This is a genomic window from Hymenobacter aranciens (assembly GCF_030580865.1).
GTDB classification, from domain to species: domain Bacteria; phylum Bacteroidota; class Bacteroidia; order Cytophagales; family Hymenobacteraceae; genus Hymenobacter; species Hymenobacter aranciens.
Genome location: NZ_JAUQSY010000005.1, coordinates 207,011 through 229,498, shown reverse-complemented (window position 1 = coordinate 229,498; position 22,488 = coordinate 207,011). Strand labels below are relative to the sequence as shown.

16 protein-coding genes are annotated in these 22,488 nt (G+C 61.5%); 8 read left to right on the top strand and 8 right to left on the bottom strand.

The window, feature by feature from the left end; all coding sequences use genetic code 11:
* Nucleotides 1–70: 70 nt before the first annotated feature.
* Nucleotides 71–2,089, bottom strand: a complete 2,019-nt coding sequence (locus tag Q5H93_RS09040) for a hypothetical protein (RefSeq protein WP_305006193.1) — start codon at nt 2,087–2,089, stop codon at nt 71–73.
* Nucleotides 2,090–2,339: 250 nt separating this feature from the next.
* Between Q5H93_RS09040 and Q5H93_RS09035 the strand changes: the two genes are divergently transcribed.
* A complete protein-coding gene (locus Q5H93_RS09035; protein ID WP_305006192.1) occupies nt 2,340–4,418 on the top strand; it encodes an OmpA family protein in 2,079 nt (692 codons plus the stop codon).
* 86 nt (nt 4,419–4,504) lie between these two features.
* On the opposite strand, the gene floA is transcribed toward Q5H93_RS09035, so the two are convergent.
* Together floA and Q5H93_RS09025 are read right to left on the bottom strand one after the other, a co-directional pair.
* Complete coding sequence (gene floA, locus Q5H93_RS09030) at nt 4,505–5,509, bottom strand: flotillin-like protein FloA (RefSeq protein WP_305006191.1); 1,005 nt, start codon at nt 5,507–5,509, stop codon at nt 4,505–4,507.
* Nucleotides 5,510–5,586: 77 nt separating this feature from the next.
* Complete coding sequence (locus Q5H93_RS09025; protein WP_501991641.1) at nt 5,587–6,102, bottom strand: NfeD family protein; 516 nt, start codon at nt 6,100–6,102, stop codon at nt 5,587–5,589.
* A gap of 81 nt (nt 6,103–6,183) precedes the next feature.
* On the opposite strand from Q5H93_RS09025, the gene Q5H93_RS09020 reads away from it, so the two are divergent.
* Both Q5H93_RS09020 and Q5H93_RS09015 read left to right on the top strand, forming a co-directional pair.
* Nucleotides 6,184–6,774 carry a Crp/Fnr family transcriptional regulator gene (locus Q5H93_RS09020; RefSeq protein WP_305006189.1) on the top strand — a complete coding sequence of 197 codons (591 nt, stop codon included), beginning with the start codon at nt 6,184–6,186 and terminating at the stop codon, nt 6,772–6,774.
* A 64-nt stretch (nt 6,775–6,838) separates the two neighbouring features.
* Nucleotides 6,839–7,399 (top strand): DinB family protein, encoded by a 561-nt coding sequence (locus Q5H93_RS09015; RefSeq protein ID WP_305006188.1) that lies wholly within the window; start codon nt 6,839–6,841, stop codon nt 7,397–7,399.
* Nucleotides 7,400–7,403: 4 nt separating this feature from the next.
* Here the strand turns inward: Q5H93_RS09015 and Q5H93_RS09010 are convergent, their stop codons facing one another.
* Together Q5H93_RS09010 and proS are read right to left on the bottom strand one after the other, a co-directional pair.
* The gene (locus Q5H93_RS09010) at nt 7,404–7,829 is read right to left on the bottom strand and encodes a DUF4844 domain-containing protein (RefSeq protein WP_305006187.1); all 426 of its coding nucleotides are present in this window, start codon (nt 7,827–7,829) and stop codon (nt 7,404–7,406) included.
* A gap of 109 nt (nt 7,830–7,938) precedes the next feature.
* Nucleotides 7,939–9,414 carry a proline--tRNA ligase gene (gene proS, locus Q5H93_RS09005; protein ID WP_305006186.1) on the bottom strand — a complete coding sequence of 492 codons (1,476 nt, stop codon included), beginning with the start codon at nt 9,412–9,414 and terminating at the stop codon, nt 7,939–7,941.
* A gap of 241 nt (nt 9,415–9,655) precedes the next feature.
* On the opposite strand from proS, the gene Q5H93_RS09000 reads away from it, so the two are divergent.
* Together Q5H93_RS09000 and Q5H93_RS08995 are read left to right on the top strand one after the other, a co-directional pair.
* Nucleotides 9,656–11,134, top strand: a complete 1,479-nt coding sequence (locus Q5H93_RS09000; protein ID WP_305006185.1) for a hypothetical protein — start codon at nt 9,656–9,658, stop codon at nt 11,132–11,134.
* A 72-nt stretch (nt 11,135–11,206) separates the two neighbouring features.
* A complete protein-coding gene (locus Q5H93_RS08995; RefSeq protein WP_305006184.1) occupies nt 11,207–12,805 on the top strand; it encodes a hypothetical protein in 1,599 nt (532 codons plus the stop codon).
* 81 nt (nt 12,806–12,886) lie between these two features.
* Here Q5H93_RS08995 and Q5H93_RS08990 read toward each other — a convergent pair whose 3' ends face one another.
* Nucleotides 12,887–13,915 carry a hypothetical protein gene (locus Q5H93_RS08990; protein WP_305006183.1) on the bottom strand — a complete coding sequence of 343 codons (1,029 nt, stop codon included), beginning with the start codon at nt 13,913–13,915 and terminating at the stop codon, nt 12,887–12,889.
* A gap of 82 nt (nt 13,916–13,997) precedes the next feature.
* On the opposite strand from Q5H93_RS08990, the gene Q5H93_RS08985 reads away from it, so the two are divergent.
* Complete coding sequence (locus Q5H93_RS08985) at nt 13,998–16,226, top strand: S9 family peptidase (protein ID WP_305006182.1); 2,229 nt, start codon at nt 13,998–14,000, stop codon at nt 16,224–16,226.
* A 234-nt stretch (nt 16,227–16,460) separates the two neighbouring features.
* On the top strand, nt 16,461–17,417 hold the full coding sequence (locus tag Q5H93_RS08980) for an alpha/beta fold hydrolase (protein WP_305006181.1): 957 nt from the start codon (nt 16,461–16,463) through the stop codon (nt 17,415–17,417).
* A gap of 80 nt (nt 17,418–17,497) precedes the next feature.
* On the opposite strand, the gene Q5H93_RS08975 is transcribed toward Q5H93_RS08980, so the two are convergent.
* Nucleotides 17,498–20,065 carry a T9SS type A sorting domain-containing protein gene (locus Q5H93_RS08975; protein ID WP_305006180.1) on the bottom strand — a complete coding sequence of 856 codons (2,568 nt, stop codon included), beginning with the start codon at nt 20,063–20,065 and terminating at the stop codon, nt 17,498–17,500.
* A gap of 216 nt (nt 20,066–20,281) precedes the next feature.
* A complete protein-coding gene (gene prmC / locus Q5H93_RS08970) occupies nt 20,282–21,151 on the bottom strand; it encodes a peptide chain release factor N(5)-glutamine methyltransferase (protein ID WP_305006179.1) in 870 nt (289 codons plus the stop codon).
* A 294-nt stretch (nt 21,152–21,445) separates the two neighbouring features.
* Between prmC and ribD the strand changes: the two genes are divergently transcribed.
* Nucleotides 21,446–22,477 (top strand): bifunctional diaminohydroxyphosphoribosylaminopyrimidine deaminase/5-amino-6-(5-phosphoribosylamino)uracil reductase RibD, encoded by a 1,032-nt coding sequence (gene ribD / locus Q5H93_RS08965; protein ID WP_305006178.1) that lies wholly within the window; start codon nt 21,446–21,448, stop codon nt 22,475–22,477.
* Nucleotides 22,478–22,488 lie beyond the last annotated feature (11 nt).

Genomic DNA, 22,488 nt, shown 5'->3' with positions numbered 1-22,488 from the left:
CGTTACGACCCTGCGAAATGGCGTTACGACCCTGCGAAACGGCGGAAGCAGGCTTCGAAACGGCCACCCCCTACGGCTTCCGCCGGCCCACCCGCCACTCCAGCGACAGCTCGAAATAAGGCAGCACGCGGTTTATTTCCTGCGCCAAGTCGAGGGCCGTGTAGCTGCTGCCGCTGTACACCCCAGTGCCCACGTCGTAGGTATAATAAGTGCGCATCCATTGCAGCCACAGGCTGGCGGCGAGCGTGAAGCCGGCCGCCCGGCGCTCCACGGCCACCTCGGGGCCCTGCTGGCGGGTGATGTTGTGCAGGTAAATCAGCGTGGACGTGGTAGTGGGGCTGCCCGCAGCGGGCTCCAGGGCGGCGCGGCCGTAGTTGCGCTGCTCCAGCAGGCGGTAGCCCAGGCGCAGCGACGACCCGCCCCGCTTGCCGGCCCAGCTCTGGCGCAGCCCGGCCGTGAAATCGTGGGTGATGCTGGTATCGAGCGGGCTTTCCCGAAATTGGGCCCAGTTGAGCTGGCCCACGCGGTTTTCGCGGCGGGTGTAATCAGCCTGGAGCAATAAGTTGGGCCGCAGCTGGTAGCCGATGCTCTGGGTTTGGTCGAGCACGCGGCTGGCGCGGTTGCGAGCCTGCTCGGTGGCGCGGTCGCGCACCTGGTAGCTCACCCACAGGTGAAACGTGGAGCGCAGGCTGAGCTTGCCCGGCGCCCAGGTGAAGCCCGGCTCCCAGTGCAGCAGGTGGTCGGCATAGTTTTCGGCGCTCTGGGCGGCCCGGATGAACACCGTCTGGCGGTATTCGCCGGCCACGGCCAGGGTGGTGCGGAAGGCCCCGGCCCAGCGGCCCGTCCAGGTGAGGCGCAGCAGGTGCTGGGCTTCGTCGCGGGTTTGCTGGTTATCGCGGCTGGGGGCATCCACGCGCAGCAGCTGGGCGGTGCCCAGCAAGGCCAGGGCGTGGCGCGGCACCGGCAGCCAGGTGAGGTCGCCCTGCCAGAGGGTAGTTTGCTCGGTGATGTCCTTCACCTGCTCGCGAGCCAGGGCCGTGGCCAGGCGGGCTTCGCTCAGGCTGCGGGAGTTTTCGAGGTAGTAGGAGCGAGTGCGCTCGCGGTAGTTGAAGCTGATGCCGGTTTGCAGCTTGGGGCGCACGATGCGCAGCTCCTGCCGGGTGTTGAGCTCGCGCTGGCGGTAGCCGAGGTCCTGCAGGGTGTCGGCCTCCTGGCTCAGGCGGCGGTAGGCGAACGCCCGGGTGGGCAGCAGCACGCTGTTGTCGGAGCGCAGGGTGGCCGAAGGATTGAGCCGGTAGATACCGCCCACCTGCGCCGCCAGCGTGTCGGACTGGATGCGCTGCACCGAGCCGCGCAGGTAGTCTTCGGCGCGGTTGCTGCGGTAGCCTAGGCGGCCCTGCACCGTCAACGGCGCGTTTTCCAGGAAGCTTTGCTCGCCCACGGCCTCGGCCACTAGGCGCTGGGCAATGCGCGGCCCCAGCTGCGCCCGGGTGCCCAGCATGCGGATGACGATGGGCGGCGCGGCCAGCCCGTTATTAAATAATAAAGCCGCCGCGTCGAAGCCGTAGGCGAAGCCGTCGTCCTTGAAGCCGTTGCGGGTGTCGGTGGCGCCGCCGCCCAGCAGCGTCAGGCGCAGCTGCGAGAGGCTGTCGGCAGGGTGGCCGGGGCGCAGGCGGCGCTGGTAGCTCAGGCGGCCCAGCCAGAGGCCGGTGCGGGTGGCGTTGGCGCGGCTCTGGTCGTAGTGAATCTGCTGGCCGGCTTGCCAGTGGTCGTTGCGCCCCAGGCTGATGAGGTGAGCCACGTCGCCGCCGTAATCCTCCCGCACGAAGGGCGGGGTGCCGCGCGAGTCGTAAATCCAGTCGCTGCCAAAGCGGTAGCGGATTTGCTGCCGGGCGCCGAGGCCAAAATTGCCCCGCAAGCTGGAGGCCTGCACGAAGGTGCTCACGCCCACGCGCCGGGCCCGGGTGTTGAGCCACAACATGGTATCGGTGGCAGCCGAAGCCGGGCGGGCAAACACCGGCCCGAAGGCGGTGGCCCCAATCAGCTGAGCCCGCCCAGGCAACACCAGCAGCACAAACGGCGTTAGCAAGAGGAGCCTGCCGCGCCGCGCTGGCCCTCCTCCCCTGCTGATACACGACGCGAGCCAACGAAACATGACGGCCAATGGCTCCTGATTGATGGGTTCGCGGAGCCGGACCGGGAAGGTAATACAGCGGGCGGGGTAGTACAAGAAATAGTTTTTCGTTAGGTTAGCCGTTGGAAAGTCCGGCGGGCGGGCTTTCAGCTACTTTTGCCCAGGCGAAGCCCGACCATAGGGCGCCCCCTTTCTGCTCTTTACTATGCAAAATTCTCTGCTTTCCCGTTTTCTACCCGCCGGGGCGCTACTGGCGCTGACGCTCGGCCTGGCTTCGTCGGCCCGGGCCCAGAATGTGTACTGGGCCGCCAAAGTCACCGCCGTTTCGTCGCAGAAAGCGGCGGGCAAAGAAGCCTTTTCGCCCGACCAGGTGCTGGGCAAGCCCAACGCCCTGCCACTGGGCCAAATCAGCAACGACGCCTGGATTCCCAAGAAGGAAGGCCCCAACGAATTCATCGAGGTGCGCTTTGCCCGCTCGCTGCAGGCCCAGCAGGTGACGGTGGTGGAGAACTTTAACCCTGGCGCCATCACCAAAATCGAGCTGGTGGATACCCGCGGCGGCAAGCACGAGGTGTATAAAAACGATAATCCCGGCCCGCTGCCCGAAACCTACCGCACACTGGAAGTGAAGTTTGACGCCACTACCTACCGCGCCATCGGTGCGATAGTGACGATGAATACGGCTAAGGTAGAAGGCATCAACCAGATTGATGCCATTGCTATTTCCAACGTGCAGGCGGTGGTGGTGTCGAAAGACTTTACCGGCCCCAAAGGCGACGATGCGGCGGCCGTGAAGTTCGACTCGGCGCTGGTGAACCTGGGGCCCAACGTGAACTCGCGCTACGTGGATACGCACCCGGTTATCTCGCCCGATGGCCGCACACTGTTCTTTGCCCGGCAGGACCACCCCGGCAACGTGGGCGGCGCCCGCGACCCGCAGGACGTGTGGTACTCGACCCTGCAAAACTCGAAGGCCAAAACCTGGGGCCCGGCCAAAAATATCAACGCTCCCATCAATACCCCCGACGACCCCAACGGCCTGGCCTCGGTGACGGCCAGCGGCGGCTCGGCTATCCTGACGGGCGTGTACCTGCCCGGCGGCGCGATAGAACCAAAAGGCTTCAGCCTGAGCAAGAAGCAGAAAAGCGGCTGGTCGGTGCCGGTGAAGCTGGAAATCGACGACTTCTACAATAACGACCCCGACCACATCGACTGCTTCCTGGCTACCTCGGGCAAGGCCCTGCTGATGGCCGTGGAGCGCACCGACGGCCAGGGCGGGCAGGATTTGTACGTGAGCTTTCTGCAGCCCGGCAGCACCGTGAGCTGGACGCGCCCCAAAAATCTGGGCCCCAACGTAAACACCAAAAAGGCCGACTTCGCCCCCTTTCTGGCGGCCGATGAGAAGACGCTGTACTTCGCCACCGAAGGACGCGGCGGCTACGGCAAATCCGACATCTTCTACTCCAAGCGCCTCGACGATACCTGGACCAACTGGAGCCCACCCCGCAACCTGGGCTCGGTGGTGAATTCGCCCGACTTCGACGCCTACTTCACCCTCTCGGCCGCCGGCGACGACGCCTATTTGGTATCGTCGCGCAATGGCACCGACAATTCGAAGGACATTTTCCGCATTGCCCTCTCGCCGGCCTTCAAGCCCGAAGTGGTAACGCTAGTGCGCGGCCAGGTGCTCGATGCCGTGACCAAAAAGCCCATCAAGGCCATTATTCACTACGAAAACCTGCTGACGGGCGAGGAAATCGGCGTGACGGAAACCGACCCGACCGACGGCTCCTATACTATCGTACTGCCCAGCGGGGTGCAGTACGGCTACCGCGCCGAGGCCAAAAACTACATCGCTGAAAACGCCAACCTCGACGTGACGGCCCGCGACAAATACACCGAGCAAACCCAGGATTTGTTTCTGGTACCCTTCGCCGTCGGCCAGACTATCAAGCTGAATAACATTTTCTTCCAGCAAAGCAAATACTACCTGCGCACCAATTCCTACCCCGAGCTGGCCCGCCTCATCCGCATTCTGAAAGAATACCCGACGGTGGAAATCAAGCTCTCGGGCCACACCGACAACCAGGGCGACCCCACCCTGAACCTCAAGCTCAGCCTCGACCGCGTGAACGAGGTGAAGAAGTACCTCAGCAGCCACGGCATCAGCAGCGCCCGCATCACCACCGAGGGCTTTGGCGATACCAAACCCGTGGCCAGCAACGACAAAGAAGATACCCGGGCGCTCAACCGCCGCGTGGAATTCACGATTACCAAGAAATAAGTTAAAAGTTGAGAGTTAAAAGTGAAAACCCTGACGCTAAGCAAGCATCAGGGTTTTCACTTTTAACTCTCAACTTTTAACTTATCCTACGACTGCCGTCCTTCCTCACGGCCGGGCTTGGTGCTGCCCGGCCCGTTGCCGCCGGGGTTGGCAATGGAGTCGCGCATTTCGGTATCGGCCTGCACGTTGCGCATCTTGTAGTAATCCATCACCCCGAGGTTGCCGTTGCGGAAAGCCTCAGCAATGGCGCGGGGGATTTCGGCTTCTGCTTCGACTACGCGGGCTTTGGCTTCCTGGGTTTTAGCGCGGTATTCCTGCTCCATGGCCACGGCCATGGCGCGGCGCTCTTCGGCGCGGGCCTCGGCCACGCGCAGGTCGGCGCTGGCCTGGTCGGTCTGCAGCTTGGCGCCGATGTTTTCGCCGATGTCAATGTCGGCGATGTCGATAGACAGGATTTCGAAGGCTGTGCCGGCGTCCAGCCCCTTGTGCAGCACGAGCTTGGAAATCTTGTCGGGGTTTTCGAGCACCTCCTTGTGCGACAGCGACGAGCCGATGCTCGTCACGATGCCTTCGCCCACCCGGGCCAGAATGGTTTCTTCGCCCGCGCCGCCCACGAGCTGGGTGATGTTGGCCCGCACCGTGACGCGGGCAATAACGATGAGCTGAATGCCATCCTGCGCCACGGCGGCCACGTTGGGCGTGGTGATTACCTTCGGGTTAACACTGGTCGTGACAGCTTCGAACACATTACGCCCGGCCAAATCTATTGCCGTCGCCTGCCGGAAGTCGAGCGGAATATTGGCCTTGTCGGCCGAAATCAGCGCCTTGATAACGGTGGGCACGTTGCCACCCGCCAGGTAGTGGGTTTCCAGTTCGTTGGCCGTCAGGTTCAGGCCCGCTTTGGTGGAGGTTATCAGCGAGTTGACGATGAGGGAGGGCGGCACCTTGCGCACCCGCATAAACGCCAGCTGAAACAAACTGACCTTCACCCCGGAGAAAATAGCCGTTATCCACAAGCTGATGGGGAAAAAGTACAGAAACACCAGCAGCACCACGGCGCCGACGATGATGGGAAAGAGGAGCGAATTCATGGGCGCAAGGTAGTGGGGATATTGTTAGTCGGCGATGAAAGACACCACTCAGAACGTCATGCTGGCGCTTTTTCTACTTAGGCAACTTCCACCACAATGCGGTTTTGCTCGATGCCGAGCACCCGCACGGCCGTGCCCGCCGCCACAAACTCGCCCCGGGTGACGACCTCGCGGCGCTGCTCCTCATCGAACAGCACGGTACCGGCCGGGCGCAAGGCCGAAAGGGTGCGGCCCACGCTGCCGGGCAGCACGTCGGGACGGCGCACGTCGTGTACGGAAGCATTATTCACCTCGTTGAGTGCTACTTTCGCCAGGTTTTTAGGTCGCAGGCCGATGTACAAAATCAGCCCCGCCAGGGCTGCTGTACTCAGCAGGGCGTAGTGCCCGATGGGCGTACCCAGGTCGCGGTAGCCGAGCCACACGCCCGCCACCAGCAGGGCAAAACCGATGAGCCCGACGATGGTAGTACCGGGAATGAACACCACTTCGGCCGCCAGAAACAGCAGCCCGAAGAGCAACAGCAAGACAATGGTAAGCCAGGTCATAGCACAAAGAAAATTTGAGGTGGAAAAGGTACGCGGCGGGCGGCACATTTGCGGTGCCACGGCGGCCGGGGCCAGCGTGGGTGCGGGTCGTTTGCCCTAATTTACGCATCTTAAATCAGTTGTTTCGTCATGCCTGCTGCTGCCGATTTTGCCACCCCGGCCCGTACTCTGCTCACCGCTTTGCTAAGCCGGGTGCCCTACCTACCCGCCACCGAAATCGAAGATTTCGTGGCCTGTTGGACAAAAACCGTGGCCTTGAAGCGCGGTGATTTTCTGGTGCAGCCGGGGCAGACCGAGCAGTACCTGTACTTCATTCACCACGGACTGCTGCGCATTTTCTACCCCAGCGGCGACGAAGAAATCTGCGTGGGCTTCGGGCACGGCAATACGCTCATTTGCTCGTTTCCCTCGTTCGTGGCCGGGCAGCCGTCGGAGTACGCCATTCAGGCGCTGCGGCAGAGCGGACTGATTGCCATCAGCCGGCGCGAGTTTCAGGACTTGCTGGAGCACAGCCCGGCGCTGGCCCGCTTCTGGCGCTTCGAGTTGGAAAAAGCCCTGGTAGGACGAATGGAGCACGAGATTGATTTGTTGCTGCCCGAGCCCGCGCACCGGCTGGCGCGGCTGCGGGCGCGCAACCCCGGCATCTTCCAGCACGTGCCCAAAAAGTACCTGGCGTCTTACCTGCGCATGACGCCAGAGACGCTGAGCCGACTGCGGTAAATATTGATTGGCGTCAAGGTTTTGGCCAAACGCCCGCCGGACCTTTGTCAAAAAAAACAACACCATGAACCATACCGCTTTTCTCATCGCCCTGCAAACCGCCACCCAGCAGCTCCGTGCTACCGCGCAAGCCGAATTTGAGCCGCTCGACCTCGCCCTGCTCAACCACCAGCCGGCCCCCGGCAGCTGGAGCATTCTCGAATGCCTGGAGCACCTCAACCGCTACAGCCGCTACTACAACCCACAGCTATCGAAAGCATTGACGCAGGCCAGCAGCATTGCCGACCAGCCCGTCGGCTACAGCTGGCTGGGCCGCAAATCGGTGAATATGATGCGCCCCGACAACCGCAAAAAGCACACTACCCTCAAGCATATGAACCCCAGTGGCAGCCGCCTGGGCCGTGAGGTGCTCAACGAGTTTCTGGCCCACCAAACCGCGCTGCTGGACCTGCTGGCCCGCGCCCACGCCGCCGACCTCAACCGCAAGGCCGTGCCCGTCGAATTTTTCCGGCTGCTGAAGCTGCGTTTGGGCGAGGCGCTGGAGTTTGTAGTGGTGCATCAGCAGCGGCACCTGCAGCAGGCGTTGCGAGTGAAAGCCGGTCTGCAGGTGTCGCTGGCCTGCTGAACTCCTATTTGATGCCGGCCTGCGCCACGAAGGTATCGAGCTTGCCGTCCGAGCTATCCAGGCCCACGATTTCAATCAGGTCGAGGTAATAATCAGCCACTTGTTGGCGCAGTTCCTTGCTGGTTGCCAGCGTAGTCAGCCGTCCCAGGCCTTTGTCGATGGCAGCCAGGTAGGCTTCGCGGGTGGGCGTTTCGCGGGTCACCCGCACAAAATCGTCGGCCGCAATTACCAGATACCGATTGAGCTCGGGGTTTGCTTCGGCAGGCAATTTACTATTGCTCTTGGGCTTGGCTGCAGCCTTCTTGGTGACCTCCATCAGGTCTTCCAATTGACCAATAGCCGTGCGCGGCACCACCATGGTAGTGCCCGTTTGGGCATAAGCAGCTGACAAGCTGAGACCCAGCGCCAAAGTCAATAGGATTCGTATCATTTTCAGGTAGAAAGAGAAAGGATTTAAAAAACGCCCCGCCCCGGCCATACAAAAGTAGCCGGGAGCGGGGCGTAAGCCTAATTAATTTTCTGCTTCGGGTAGCCGGCTTTTAGTAAGCGCGGGCAAAGTAAGCGCGGCGCGGACTGGGCTTACCCGTCACCATGCAGATACCTTCTTCGTCGGGCTCATTCAGCGCCAGGCAGCGCACCGTAGCCTTGGTTTCTTCCTTGATGCGCTCCTCCGTTTCGGACGTACCGTCGTAGTGCGCCAGCACGAAGCCAGCCTTACCGTCGAGCACTTGCTTGAACTCCTCGTAGCTATCCACACGGGTGGTGCGCTCGGCACGGAAGGCCTTGGCGCGCTCGTAGATGTTAGCCTGAATGTCGGTCAGCAGTTGGTCGACGCTGGCGACGATGTCGGCCAGGGGCAAGCTCATTTTCTCCTTGGTATCGCGGCGGGCCACTTCCACGGTGCCATTGTCGAGGTCGCGGGCGCCGATGGCTAGGCGCACGGGCACACCCTTCATTTCCCACTCGGCAAACTTGAAGCCCGGCCGCTCGGTGTCGCGGCTGTCCACCTTCACCGAAATGCCGCGCTGAATGAGGCCCATCTGAATGGGCTTGATGCGCTCCAGCAGGGCGTCGAGCTCGCCGGTTTTGTAGATGGGCACGATAACTACCTGAATAGGCGCCAGCTTGGGCGGCAGCACCAGGCCTTCGTCGTCGGAGTGCGCCATCACCAGCGCCCCCATCAGGCGGGTGCTCACGCCCCAGCTCGTGCCCCATACGTGCTCCAGGCCGCCTTCCTTGTTGGCAAACGTCACATCGAATGCCTTGGCGAAGTTCTGCCCTAGGAAGTGGCTGGTGCCGGCCTGTAACGCCTTGCCATCCTGCATCAACGCTTCGATGCAATAGGTATCCTCGGCGCCGGCAAAACGCTCGTTGGCAGTTTTCACGCCCTTCACCACCGGCAGGGCTAGGTGCTCCTCGGCAAACTCGGCGTACACGTCGAGCATCTGCCGGGTTTCGGCCACGGCTTCGGCGGCGGTAGCATGGGCGGTGTGGCCCTCCTGCCACAGAAACTCGGCCGTGCGCAGAAACAGGCGGGTACGCATTTCCCAGCGCACCACGTTGGCCCACTGGTTGATGAGCAGCGGCAGGTCGCGGTAGCTCTGCACCCAGTTCTTGTAGGTGCTCCAGATGATGGCTTCGGAAGTGGGGCGTACAATCAATTCCTCTTCCAGTTTGGCTTGTGGGTCGACGCGCAGCTTGCCCGGCCGGTCGGGGTCGTTCTGCAGGCGGTAGTGGGTTACCACGGCGCACTCTTTGGCAAAGCCCTCGGCGTTCTTTTCCTCGGCTTCGAACAAACTTTTGGGTACGAACAGCGGAAAGTAGGCGTTTTCGTGGCCGGTGCGCTTGAACATGTCGTCCAGGGTGCGCTGCATTTTCTCCCAAATGGCGTAGCCGTAGGGCTTGATGACCATGCAGCCGCGCACGGCCGAATTTTCGGCCAATCCGGCGCGCTTCACCAATTCATTGTACCAGAGCGAATAATCTTCCTGGCGGGTAGGCAACTTTTTGCTCATAACAGGCATCTTAGAAATAATCGAAATTGGTCGGCCCGGCTGGTACGGCTTTTGAACAGAACTTGAACTGAACACGGGGCACCGTTTCGGGGCGAAATTACGTTATTAAACCGCAGCCGCTTTTTACCGTTTTAAGAGAAAGTTGAATTACGCGCTGAATTTCACGCCGATTTAATCATTCTTTCGCGGTTGGGGTTGTTATTTTACATCCTGCCAGCCTACCCCTACTCGTCATTCAGCCATGAAAAATTCCCTCACCGCCATCCTGCCCGCGCTGGGCCTGCTCGCACTGAGCGGCTGCGCCGGTACCGGGGCCATCGCCACGTCGGAAGACGACGGGGTGTATTACTCCTCCAAGGACCGCACGACCGCCGTGGCGCGCCCCGCCCAACAAGCCTATAACCAGCCTTACTCCTCCGGCAGCTCGGCGCCTGCCACCCCGGCACCCGCCGCCGCCGACGAGGCCACCAACCCCGACTACAACGGCAGCGCCAGCAACCAGTCGGCCGGCAACGACCAGTATTACGACGACAGCAATGCCGGCTACTCCACCAGCAAGGTGTATCCGAATGGTGTGCCGAACTACGACTATTACACGCCGGGCGTAACCAACTACGCTCCCGTAGCTTATGCCCCTTACACGGTCATTGCTCCCTCGCCCTACCTCTACTCGCCCTACGGTTACAGTACCGTGTGGGCCGACCCGTTTTATAATCCCTACTATAGCCCGTACTACGGCTATGGTTCGGGCGTGAGCATCAGCATCGGCTTTGGCCGGCCCTGGGGCTACGGCGGATTTGGCTATGGCGGCTACGGCTCGCCCTGGGGCTACGGCGGCTACAATCCGTACTACTACGGTGGTCCCTTCTATGGCGGGTACTACGGTGGCGGTGGCTACTATGGCGCTAACTACTACGGTGGTGGCTACTACGGGGGCGGCTACCGCGACGTGATTTACACGGGTGGCGGTGGCTACGGCGGCGGTGGCCGCACGGTGCTTGTGGGGCCGCGGGGTGGTCGGGGCGGCAACGTGACGACTGGCCGCCGGATGGCTGGGGGCACTACCACTCCTACTACCGGGCAGCCCGACAGAACTGGCCGCGGGGCTACCGGTGGCCGTCCGGCAGGCACACCGGTTAGCGCGCCCAGCACCCCTACTGGTGGCCGGGCCTACAATAATTCCCTTACGGGGAGTGTTAACCCGGGCCGCACCGGCCGCGCCGTTAGTGGTACGCGCGATAATGGTGTGGTGACGGGCACTCCTGCTACAACAGGCGGCATACGCCCCGCCACTACTGGTGGTGGGCGCACTTATGGCGAAACCCGCCCCGAAACCGTCCCCAATGTGCGCCCCACCTACGTGGATGGCATGAATGCGCAACCTGCCGACGCCAACACCGGCCGCACCCGCAGCGGCTGGGGCAATCAGGGCGCTGCACAGCTAGCCGACCAGCCAGCCGCGCAGCCCCAGGCCCAGCCGCAGGTGATGCCCCAGGGCGAAACGACACGCCCCCGGCGCGGGGGCTTTTTCGGTAGCAGCGGCGAAAGCCAGCCGGCCCCGCAGCCGCAGCGCTCGGAAACCCGCGCCCGCAGCTACGAGCAGCCCACGTACAGCCAGCCGTCGCAGCCTTCGCGCTCTTACTCGCAGCCGTCGTCGGGTAGCGGAGGCGGAAGCTTCGGTGGTGGTGGCGGTGGCGGTGGAGGCCGTCGGGGCCGCTAATCGTTTTCTGGTTTGATATGCTGATTTTTTCGGAGCCGGCCCTACGGCCGGCTCTTTTTTGCCTTTTTTTTTATGAAAACCCTTTCTTTTCGACTGGCTTTGCCCCTGCTGCTGGGGGCCGGACTGAGCGCCCGGGCGCAGGATTTTGTAGGCGAAGCCAGCCGGTATTCGCAGTTGCAGTTTGGGGGGCCAGCCCGTACGCAGGGCATTGCGGGCGCCAATGTGGCGCTGGGAGCCGACTTCGGCAACCTGACGAGCAACCCGGCCGGGCTGGGGCTGTACCAGAAATCGGAAATACACTTTGCCCCGGGCCTGGGATTTGGGCAGGCTGATGCCAGCGGAACTGGCACCACGGTAAACCAAACCAAGAACAGCTTTCACATTGCCAGCGCGGGCCTGGTGCTGGCCCGGCGGCGTACCGATGATGATGCAAACGACTGGCGCGGTGGAAGCTTTGCACTGGGATTTAGCCGGTTAGCCGATTACAATACCGCTTTCTCGTACGAAGGAACAGTAGCTGACAACGCGTCGCTGTTTCAGCGACTGCGCGAGCCGCGCAACACAAATGGCTCAACGGATTATGAGTCTGCGCTGGACGACATCTATGACCAGGCCTTGAACAGCTACAATAACGGCAGCGAATATACCAGTCTGGATGGCTTGGCTTACAGCACTTTTCTGACTAATTTTTCACCTGATTTATCAACACTGAATATCACGCGGGGCTTGCGGCGCAACCCGACCCTGGCCGTGCCACAACGCGAAACGATTACCCGAGCGGGGTCGCTTTCGCAGTTTGACCTGGGTTATGGGGCCAGCTACCGCGACCGGTTGTACATCGGCGGTGGCTTGGGTATCGTGTCGGCAAACAACCGCGTGACGCGAACTTACGAGGAGGGAAGTAACTCGGCCGATACCAGCGCTTTTAAGAGCCTAAGGCTACTGGAAAACGAGCGCACCACCGCCACCGGTATCAACCTGCGGCTGGGTATCATCTACCGGATGAGTGATTTCTTACGTGTTGGCGCTTCCGTTCAGACGCCTACGTACATCAGCCTTTCCAATACCTTCAATCAAACTCTGGAAACGTATTTTGCATCTACTATTGTAGTTGAGGATTATGTTACACAGTCTTCTGCCAGCTCTACTAAAGGAGCCACGACCAGTGCCGTTCCGGCGGCTTATGACTATGCTATTGTGACGCCTTTTCGCGCTAATGGCGGAATAGCGCTGACGATTGGCAAGGTTGGCTTTCTGACAGGTGACATTGAATATGTTGGTTACGACCAGGCCCGCTACCACGATACACCCGAGCAAGCCAATGGCACCACTTATTCTTTTTCGGCAGAAAACAGGACTATCAAATCTGATTATCAGAACGCTATAAATCTGCGCTTTGGCGGCGAACTGCGCTTTGACGTTTTCCGCCTCCGGGCGGGGTATGCGCAGTACGGCGACCCCTACCGCAATGGCAGCATCGACCGTAGCCAGAAGTTTTACACAGCGGGTGCGGGCTTACGTCAGAACAGCTTTTTCCTGGATGTAGCAGGCGTATATACCACGTTCGACCAGTTGTATTCGCCTTATACCTTGAGTCAAGGGCAGGAACCAGCGATAACGGTTAACAACAGCCGCTTCACTACGAATATAACGGCGGGCTTTACGTTCTAGGGAACCCCCCACTAGTTCTGTCATCAACCTAAAAGCGGCGACCCCTATACAGGGGTCGCCGCTTTTAGGTTGGGGCACCGGTTACTTCTGCATCCGCACGGTGTACCTGATGCCCGGGTAGGGCGTCTCCGTCACGTCGCTGACGAACAGCACTCCGTATTTCCGCTCTTTGGTAGTTAAGTCTTCGGTGCGGAAGGCAATGGCGCTGCTGGTAGTGTTGGGCGTGGGGTCGGAAGTGGTTACCACGGGCGGTTTTACCAGTGGGCGGGTAAAAAGTGAATCGGGCGAGGCAGCGCTGCCACCGACGAACGCGGCCCGCAGCGAGGCCACCGTATTGAGGTTGTTGAAGGCGGCGTTGGTGATGGCGATGTGCGTGAACACGGTTCTCTTGCGGCGGGCGCGGGCCCAGTTGTCGGTAGAGGCGCGGAGCGAATCGGAGCTCGGCGACACAAACCGCACGCCGCTGCCACGGCGCACAAGCACGGCGTCGATTACTCGCTGGTTGTTGTAAATCAGGTCCGGGTTGCCTTGAATGCCGGGCTGGGGGCGGAGGGCGAAGCGCGGCAGCAGCAGGCCCGCCTGCAGCTGCAGAAACGGCCGGGCCTGCGCGCCGCGCTCGCTGAGGCGGGCAAACATGGTGTAGTTGTGCAGCACGGCGGCCGAGTCGGCCTTGCGCACCACGATGCGGTAGCCGCGGGTGGTGCTGTTGCCGCTGGCGTCGGTGACGGTATAGCGCCAGTTTTCGACGCCGGAGGTGGTGCGCACCCCAAAGCGGTTGCGGAAGCCGAAATCGTATTGGTTGGTAGCCAGCGTCGAATCCAGGTACAGGATTTCGGGCGAGCTGGGGTTTGTGCTGGGGTCGTAGGACGTGAGGACGTCGGGGTACACCACGGGGTTGGGCTGCGGCTCGTACGTGACGGTGATACGCAGGTGCTTCAGCAAGTTGTCGCCGGTGACGTAAGCGCGGGTGATGAGCGTGTCGCCGGCGCTCACGCTCCGGTCGCTGGACGTGAGGCCGGTGGCACCCACAAAATCGAAGCGGACCGGGCCGGGCTCTTTGGCGCAGGCCGCCAGCAGGGGCAGCAGTAGAAATAACAGTCGAAAGCGCATACAGCAAAGATAACCAGGGGTCGCGTGCAACGCCCGAAGCAGGCTTGTTACCTTTAACGTTCCAATCGGCTTTCCATTGTTCATGCACGTTCGTTCTTTTATTCTGGCTGCCCTACTGGCGGCCAATGGCCCGGCCCTGCTGCCGGGCTTAGCTCCCACCGCCGTTTTTGCTCAGCAAAAACAAGCCCTGACCCTGGAAGACATCTGGGCTAAGCCTACCTTTCGGGCCGCCACGGTGCCGGGCTTCGACTGGATGAAGGACGGCCGCTACTACGCCAGCCTCGACGAGGGCAGCCTGGTGCAGCACGAGGCCACCACCGGCAAGGCCGCCGCCACGCTGGTAACCGCCAGCGCCCTGCAGCTGCCCGGCGGCGCCCGGCCGCTGGCCGTAGATGGCTACTCCTTCAACGCCGACGAGCAGAAGGTGCTGTTTACCACCGACACCGAGCCAATTTACCGGCGCAGCTCGCGGGCCAGCTACTACGTGTTTGACCGCAGCACCAGGAAGCTGACGGCCCTGAGTGCGGGCGGCAAGCAGAGCTACGCCACCTTCTCGCCCGATGGCAAGCGCGTGGCCTTTGTGCGCGACAACAACGTGTACTTGGTAGACCTCGGCACGATGAAAGAGACGGCGGTGACGACTACGGGCGTGCGCAACCAGCTCATTCACGGCTCCTGCGACTGGGTATATGAGGAAGAATTTGAGTTTGCGCAGGCCTTTTTCTGGTCGCCCGACTCGCGGCAAATTGCCTTTTATTCCTTCGATGAAAGCCAGGTACCGGAGTATAATATGCAGGAATGGGGCAAACTCTACCCCGAGGATTACCGCTACAAATACCCCAAAGCGGGCGAGAAAAATTCGGTCGTGAGCATCAGCAGCTACGACGTGGCCAGCACCCGCACCACCAAAATGGATGTGGGCCCGGTGGCCGACCAGTACATTCCCCGCGTGACGTGGACGCAGACACCCAACCTGCTCAGTATCCGCCGCATGAACCGGCTGCAGAACAAGCTGGAAATCCTGCACGGCGACGTGACAACCGGCAAAACCAGCGTGGCCCTGACCGATACCGACAAGGCCTACGTGGAAGTGACCGACGACGATTTGTACTACCTGCCGGGTGGCAAGCAGTTCATCTTCGCCAGCGAGAAGGACGGCTACCGCCACCTTTACCTGCACGATATGAGCGGCAAAGAAGTGCGGCAGCTCACCAAAGGCAGCTGGGAAGTGAGCGACGTAGCCCGGGTGGACGCGAAGAATGGCCTGGTGTATTTCACCAGCACCCAGGAAGCGCCCATGCAGCGCCACCTCTACCGCGCCAAGCTGAGCGGCGGCAACGCCGAGCGGCTGGGTGAGGCGGGCGTGGGCACTGATGTGATTAACCTCGCACCCGACTGCCGCTACTACCTCAACTACCACAGCCAGGCCGGCCAGCCGCAGGTGGTGAGCCTGCGCGACGGCCGCACGGGCAAACTGGTAAAAACCCTGGAAGACAATGCCAAGCTACGCCATACGCTCAGCCAGTACACCCTCGGCAGCCACGAGTTCATCAGCTTCAAAACCAGCGACGGCACCCAGCTCAACGGCTGGATGATTAAGCCGGCCAACTTCGACGCCAACAAGAAATACCCGGTGCTGATGCACGTGTACGGCGGCCCGGGCTCGCAAACGGTGAAGGACGACGCGGGCGGCGGCACGGCTTTCACCAACTACCTCTGGCACCAACTACTGGCCCAAAATGGCTACATCGTGGTGAGCGTGGACGGCCGCGGCACCGGCGCCCGCGGCGCAGCCTTCAAGAAAAGCACCTACGCCAACCTCGGCAAGCTCGAAACCATCGACCAGGGCGAGGGCGCCAAGTATCTTGCCACGCTGCCCTACGTCGATAAAAGCCGCATCGGCATCTGGGGCTGGAGCTTCGGCGGCTACATGACGGCCCTGGCCATGACCAAGAACGCCGATTTGTTCAAGATGGGCATCTCGGTGGCGCCCGTCACGAACTGGCGCTACTACGACACCGTGTACACCGAGCGGTTTCTGAAAACGCCGCAGGAAAACCCCGGTGGCTACGATGACAACTCGCCCGTGCAATTCGCCAAGCAGCTCAAAGGCAAGTACCTGCTCGTGCACGGCACCGGCGACGACAACGTGCATTTCCAGAACTCCATTGCCTGGGTCGATGCGCTTATCAAAGCCGACAAGAGCTACCAGACGCTGTACTACCCCAACCGCAACCACGGCATTTATGGCGGCAACACGCGCCTGCACCTCTACCGGCAGATGACGGATTTTGTGCTGCAGAATCTGTAAGAGCCCGACTGTCATGCTTTATCTGGCGTCCCGAAGGAAGCATCCTCTCACGCCATCACGATTTTATTCGGGTGCGAGAGGATGCTTCCTTCGGGACGCCAGATAAAGCATGACAGCCGATTTTCAACTGAGTCCTCAGTATTCTTCGGACTTTTTCGACGCTTCAGCCGCTGCTGATGCCGCTTCAGTCAGTTTTCGCGCATAGCCGCGCAGGTCGCCTTCTAGCTTTGAAGCATGAAAACGACCTCCCTCCCCTGCCCCGCGCTACTGCGCTTCCTGTTTCTCACACTGCTGGTAATGAATAGCCTTGTGGCCCAGGCCGCTGGATTGCCCACCGGCGTTTCCCGCCTCAAAACCTCCGATGGCGTCGAGCTATTCGTGCGGGTGGCGGGCCAGGGGCGGCCCTGCCTGCTGGTGCACGGCGGCCCCGGCGCGGGCAGCGAAGCCATCGAAGCGCTGGCCGGGCCGATGCTAGAGCGGCAGTTTCAGATGATTTACCTCGACCAGCGCGGCAGCGGCCGCTCGGGCAGCTCGGCCGCCAAGGCCTACGGCCACGACCGCGTGGTGCAGGACCTGGAGGAGGTGCGCCAGCAGCTACACCTAGAGCGCTGGACGCTGCTTTCGCACTCTTTCGGCGGCCTCATCGCCACGGCCTACGCCAGCAAGTACCCGCAGCGGGTGGAAAGCCTCGTGCTGGCCAACAGCATTCTCAACCTGCCGGCTAGCATGGAGAGCTTTGCCACGACCGGCTACGCGCTGCTGCCCGCCGCCACCCGCCCGCCGCTTGATGCTAATGCACCGCTGCCGCAGCGCTTTGGCATGGTGTCGGCGCTGCTCAACCAGCAGCACTTGCTGAACAAGCTGATGTTTGCCGACGACTCGGCCGCCGCCCGGCTCAGCCGCTTCCGACCCGCTCAGAAGGTCAACCACGACTTTGCCGCGTCGCTCTACCAGCCCGGCGTGATTGATGGCTACCTGCAGGACTTCACCGCCGTTTCGGCGCAGCTGACCATGCCCGTGCTGGTGCTGGCCGGCCAGCACGACAACGTGACCGGCCCGACGCACCACCAGGCTTTCCGCTTTCCGAAGCAGCAGGTGGTGCTGCTGCCCGGCGGGCACTACGCCTTCTTCGAGAATCCCCGGGAATTTGAGCAGGCGCTGGCGGCCTTCAGCCGCAAGCCCGGGCGTTAATCGAACCAGGCATTGCTAAAAGCAGTAGGGCCACGACCGTACGTCGGTCGTGGCCCTACTGCTTTTGTTGTCAGAGACTGCTATAGCTTCAGCAGGCGCTGCGTGCGCTGCTGGCCGGCCGAGCGCACCGTGAGCAGGTAGGCGCCGCTGGGCAGGGCGTGCAGGTCGAGGGCCTGTTTTTCGCCGCTGTGAGCCAGCATGGTCAGGGCTACTTTGCCGCTCACGGCCATCACCTGCACGGTGGCGGCGCCGCTGGGCCAGGAGCTCAGGTCGAGCTGGGTTTGGCTAGCGACGGGGTTAGGATAGAGGGCCAGCTCGATGGCGCGCCCGGTGCTTATTTGCACGGCCGCTACCGGCGAAAAGCTGGCCTTGTCGTCGGCATCCACCTGTTGCAGGCGGTAGTAGCTCAGGCCTTTGAGGGGCTGCTCGTCGGTGGCCTTGTAGCTGGTGGCGCGGGCCGTGGTGCCCTGGCCCTGCACTTTGGCAATGGCCGTGAACTCACGGCCGTCGGCGCTACGCTCAATCAGAAAGTGGCGGTTGTTTTTCTCCGACGCCGTGGCCCAGCTCAGCAGTACGCGGCCGTTGGCGACGGTGGCGCTGAAGCGCGTCAGCTCCACGGGCAGCGGGCGGGGCATAACGGTGCAGGCCGTCACGGCACCGCCGATACCGCCGCTGTTCGAGTTGAAGCCCGCCGGTGCGCCGCCCGGCGTGGTATCACAAAAATCCAGCGCCCCCGAGTTACCGAAGGTCCAGCCCGTGTTGGTGCTCACGCCCGCCACCCGGAAGGCCCCGGTGGGCCCGCTGGGGGCGCCGTTGACGTTGCCTTCGTTGGTGAAATTCCCGCCTATCTCGACGTAGCCTGCATTAGTGAAGGTGGCGCCATTGAGGTGCCGGAACAGGCTGCTCGGCGAAATCTGGTAGATGCGCCCGTTGTTGGTGAAGGGGCTGTTATTGGTGAAATCAGTGTTCACCACCAGCACGCCACTGCTGCCATTGGTGATGGTGCCCGAGCTTTCGGCGGTGAAATACGAGCCCACCGTGATGGTCGAATTATTAACCAATATGGCCCGGTTCAGGAAGTATGTGCTGGTAGTGATGGTGGCTCCGGCGTTGTTGTTTACGGTAGCACCCGAGTTTTCATTCAGCACGAAGGTGCCGGCCTGAATGGAGCCATTGTTGTGAGTGATGCCGCGGTTGGTGTAGCTACCGCCGGGGTTAATGGCCGAATTGATGGTGACAACGTTACCGGTACCCGAGCTGTTAACAAAGTCGCCCGTGGGGTTCAGCGTGCCGCTGTTGGTGGTGGTGCCCTGATTGGTATAAGTAGGCGTGGCGATGGTGCCGCCGACGTTGTTATTCACGGTGCCGCCGGCATTGGCAAACGAAGTATTGGCCGTGGCGGTGCCATTGTTGGTGAAGGTGCCGCCGCTGATGGAGTAGGTACTGGCCGTGATGCTGCGGCTGGCGGCATTAGTGGTTGTGCCGCCACTGTTGGTGTAGCTGGCGGCTGCGGTTATCGTCCCGTTGTTGTTGGTGCTGCCGCTATTGGTGTAAGTGGCACCGCTGGCAGTCAGGTTAATATACCCGTTGTTGGTAGTGCTGCCACTATTGGTGTACGAAGCCGTAGGCCGGATGGTGCCCGTGCTGGAGTTAGTGACGCTGCCGCTGCTGGCGAACGAGCTGGCATTCCAGGTAGCCCGGTTGTCGATGGTACCGGCGCTGGTGATACCCGAATTGGTATTTACCGTGCCCGCATAATTGACGATGGTGGTAGCGGCCGTGGGCGTGATGCCACTGCTGAAAGTGAGAGTAGGCGTGCCACCATTGCTGCCGTTGCTGATGGTGGTGGTGCCGGCAAAGGCCGTGGTAGCAATGGTAGCGGTGGCCCCGGCGCGGTTGCTGAACGTGTTGGTGCCCGCAGGGAACGTAAGGTTGCCGGTCCAGGTGCCGTTGTTGGTCAGGGTGAAGTTGCCTGCGCCACTCCCGGCTAAGGGTTGCGACCAGGTGGCGCCGGCGTTGTTCGTGAGCGTCAGATTGGTAGAAATGCCACCCAGCTGATTCGACCAGACGCCCGAATTAGTTATCGTTACCGGGTTGCCCGATACCCCGTAGCAGATGGCATTCCAGGCTCCGGTGTTATTGATGGTGATGCCGTTCAGGGGGGTGAACTGCTGTCCGCTTGGCGCCCAACTGCCCGCATTGTTGATAGTGCAGCCAGTGGCTACTCCACTATAGAAATTACCCGTCCAGCTGGCTCCGCTGTTGTTATTGATGGTCGTGGCGGCCGCAATCGAGTTGCCGCTGCTGCTGATGGTGCTGCCACTGTTGTTGTTGATAGTGCAGCCGGCTCCATTACTGGTCACACTCAGGCTCCCGCTGTAAGTGTTACCGCTGAAATTAATGGTGCAGTTGGCCGCGTTAATGGTAATGTCGCGGGTGTAGTTGTTGGCCGTTATGCAGATAACCGTGCCGGCGGTGTTGATGATAGGGATGATAGTCCCGTTGTCACTCACCGTGATAGTGCATGCTTGCGCCCGCAACGGTAGTGGTGCCCCGGCAAGCCCGACTAATAGCACCAGCCCTGCCAGCAACGGCCGACCTACGGTAGCTAATGCCCAAATTTCAAAGAGAGTAAAGTTCTTTTCCATAGCAGCTTAAGGTGAAGGGTGAAGTGAAACTCAGAACATGCAAAAGTAAAGTTTTTACTGAATTTTCAGCAATCCTTGACTCATTTTTTTTGCTTATTCCCAGTTTTACCTGCATCCCGTCCCGACGAACTGCCAATTTCTACCGACAAACAACTAATTTAACCTGCTGAAATAGACATTAGAATTTGATTAAAAATTATTCTGACTGTCACCAGCTTATCTATAATTCTGCTCCGGCGCCGTAGCCCGCACCATGCGCGGCCGTTCAAACATGTCGGCCACGCCTTGCACCGCCCCGTAGCCCTGTCCCTGCAACAGCTCCACCGTTTCCGCCTCAAAGGCCTCGTTGATTTCGAAATACAGCATAGCCTTGGGTTTCAGCAGCTGCCGCCCCAGCAGCCCGATGCGCCGGTAGAAAAGCAGCGGGTCCGCATCGGGCACAAACAGGGCCGTCGCAGGCTCCCAGGCCAGCACGTTTTCACGCATCAGCCGCCGCTCGCTGTCGCGCACGTAGGGCGGGTTGCTCACCAGCACGTCCAGCGTACCGGGCTCGATGGCTGGCAGCTCATTTAGAATATCAAGCTGCTGGAAGACAACGCCCGGCGCGTAGCGGGCGGCATTGCGCCGGGCCACTGCCAGAGCCTCCGCCGAGATATCCACGGCCCGCACCTCGGCGCGGGACAGGGCGCGGGCCAGCGCCAGCGCCAGGCAGCCCGAGCCGGTGCCCACGTCGAGCACGCGCAAGCCGGGGCGGCCCCGCTGCTCGTCTTCGATAAGGCGCACGAGTTCCTCGGTTTCGGGACGTGGGATGAGGGTTGCGGGCGTCACCTCCAGCTCCATGCCAGCGAAGTGGGCCGTGCCCAGCACGTACTGCACCGGCTCGTAGGTTAGCAGGCGGGTGCGCAGAGTGGGCAGCTCGGCGGCCAGGGCGGGCGGCACGGGCGCGGCGGCCTGCATGCGCCGCTGCAGGGCGTCGAAACCCAGGCGGTGCTCGGCCACGAGGGCGGCAATGGCTTCGGCCTCCGGCAGCGGGTAGAGGGCGGTGAGGGCAGCGGCCAGCTCGGCGGTGAATTCACGAACGGTCATGGTTACAAAAGTACCGGTTGAGTAGTCGGGCGAATTCCGCTCAGCGGTTCGTCCGACTACTTTGGTATTGGGTATTGGGTATTGGGTATTGGGTATTGGGTATTGGGTATTGGGTATTGGGTATTGGGTATTGGGTATTGGGTATTCAGATAAATATACCCAAACACCAAACACCAAACACCAAACACCAAACACCAAACACCAAACACCAAACACCAAACACCAAACACGAGTGACCGAACGAACCCGCACGCGAGATTCGCCCGACCACAGCGTTCCCCCGTACCTTGCAGCATGGAAAACGACTCGTTATTCATGCGCCGCGCCCTCGATTTGGCGCGCCTGGGCAGCGGCTACACCCGGCCCAACCCATTGGTAGGCTGCGTAGTGACCCACGAAGGCCGCATCATCGGCGAAGGCTGGCACCGGCAGTACGGCGGCCCCCACGCCGAGGTGAATGCCCTGGCCAGCGTCGACAATCAGGAGCTGCTGAAACACAGCCGCGTGTACGTGACGCTGGAGCCCTGCGCGCACCACGGCAAAACTCCTCCCTGCGCCGACCTGCTCATTGCCAAGGGCGTGCCCGAAGTGGTGATTTGCAACGACGACCCCTTTCCGCTGGTGGCTGGGCGCGGCATCGACAAGCTCCAGGCGGCTGGCGTGCGCGTTGAAACCGGCCTGCTGGCCGCAGAAGGCCGCTGGCTGAACCGGCGCTTTTTCACGTTTCACGAAAAAAAACGGCCCTACCTGGTGCTGAAATGGGCCGAAACGGCCGACGGTTTCCTGGCTGGGCGCTACTACCAGCAGGTGCAAATCAGCGGCGAGCAGGCCGGGCTGCTCACCCATCAGTGGCGGGCCGAGGAAGCGGCCATCCTGGTGGGTACCCGCACCGCCTTGCACGACAACCCCCGCCTGAACGTGCGCGACTGGCCTGGCCCCCAGCCCCTGCGCGTGGTCATCGACAAAAACCTGAGCCTCCCACCCACGCACAACGTGCTCGACCGCTCGCAGCCCACCCGCCTCTACACCTACCGCGAGCGCCCAAATGCCGAAAACCTCGCCCACGTCACCCTCTCCGAAGCCGACGACCTGCTGCCCCAGGTGCTGCAGGACTTGCGGCAGCAATCGGTGCAGTCGGTGCTGGTGGAGGGCGGTCCCACGGTGCTCAACGCGCTGATTAACGCCGGGCTGTGGGATGAAATCCGCATCTTTAAGTCGCCCTTGAAGCTGGGGCAGGGCATCGCGGCGCCGGTTGTCGGGCTTAATAATCTGCGCGAAGTGCAGACCGTCGGGCCGGATAAGCTGTATTGGTACGTGAATGCTTAACCTTCTGCGCG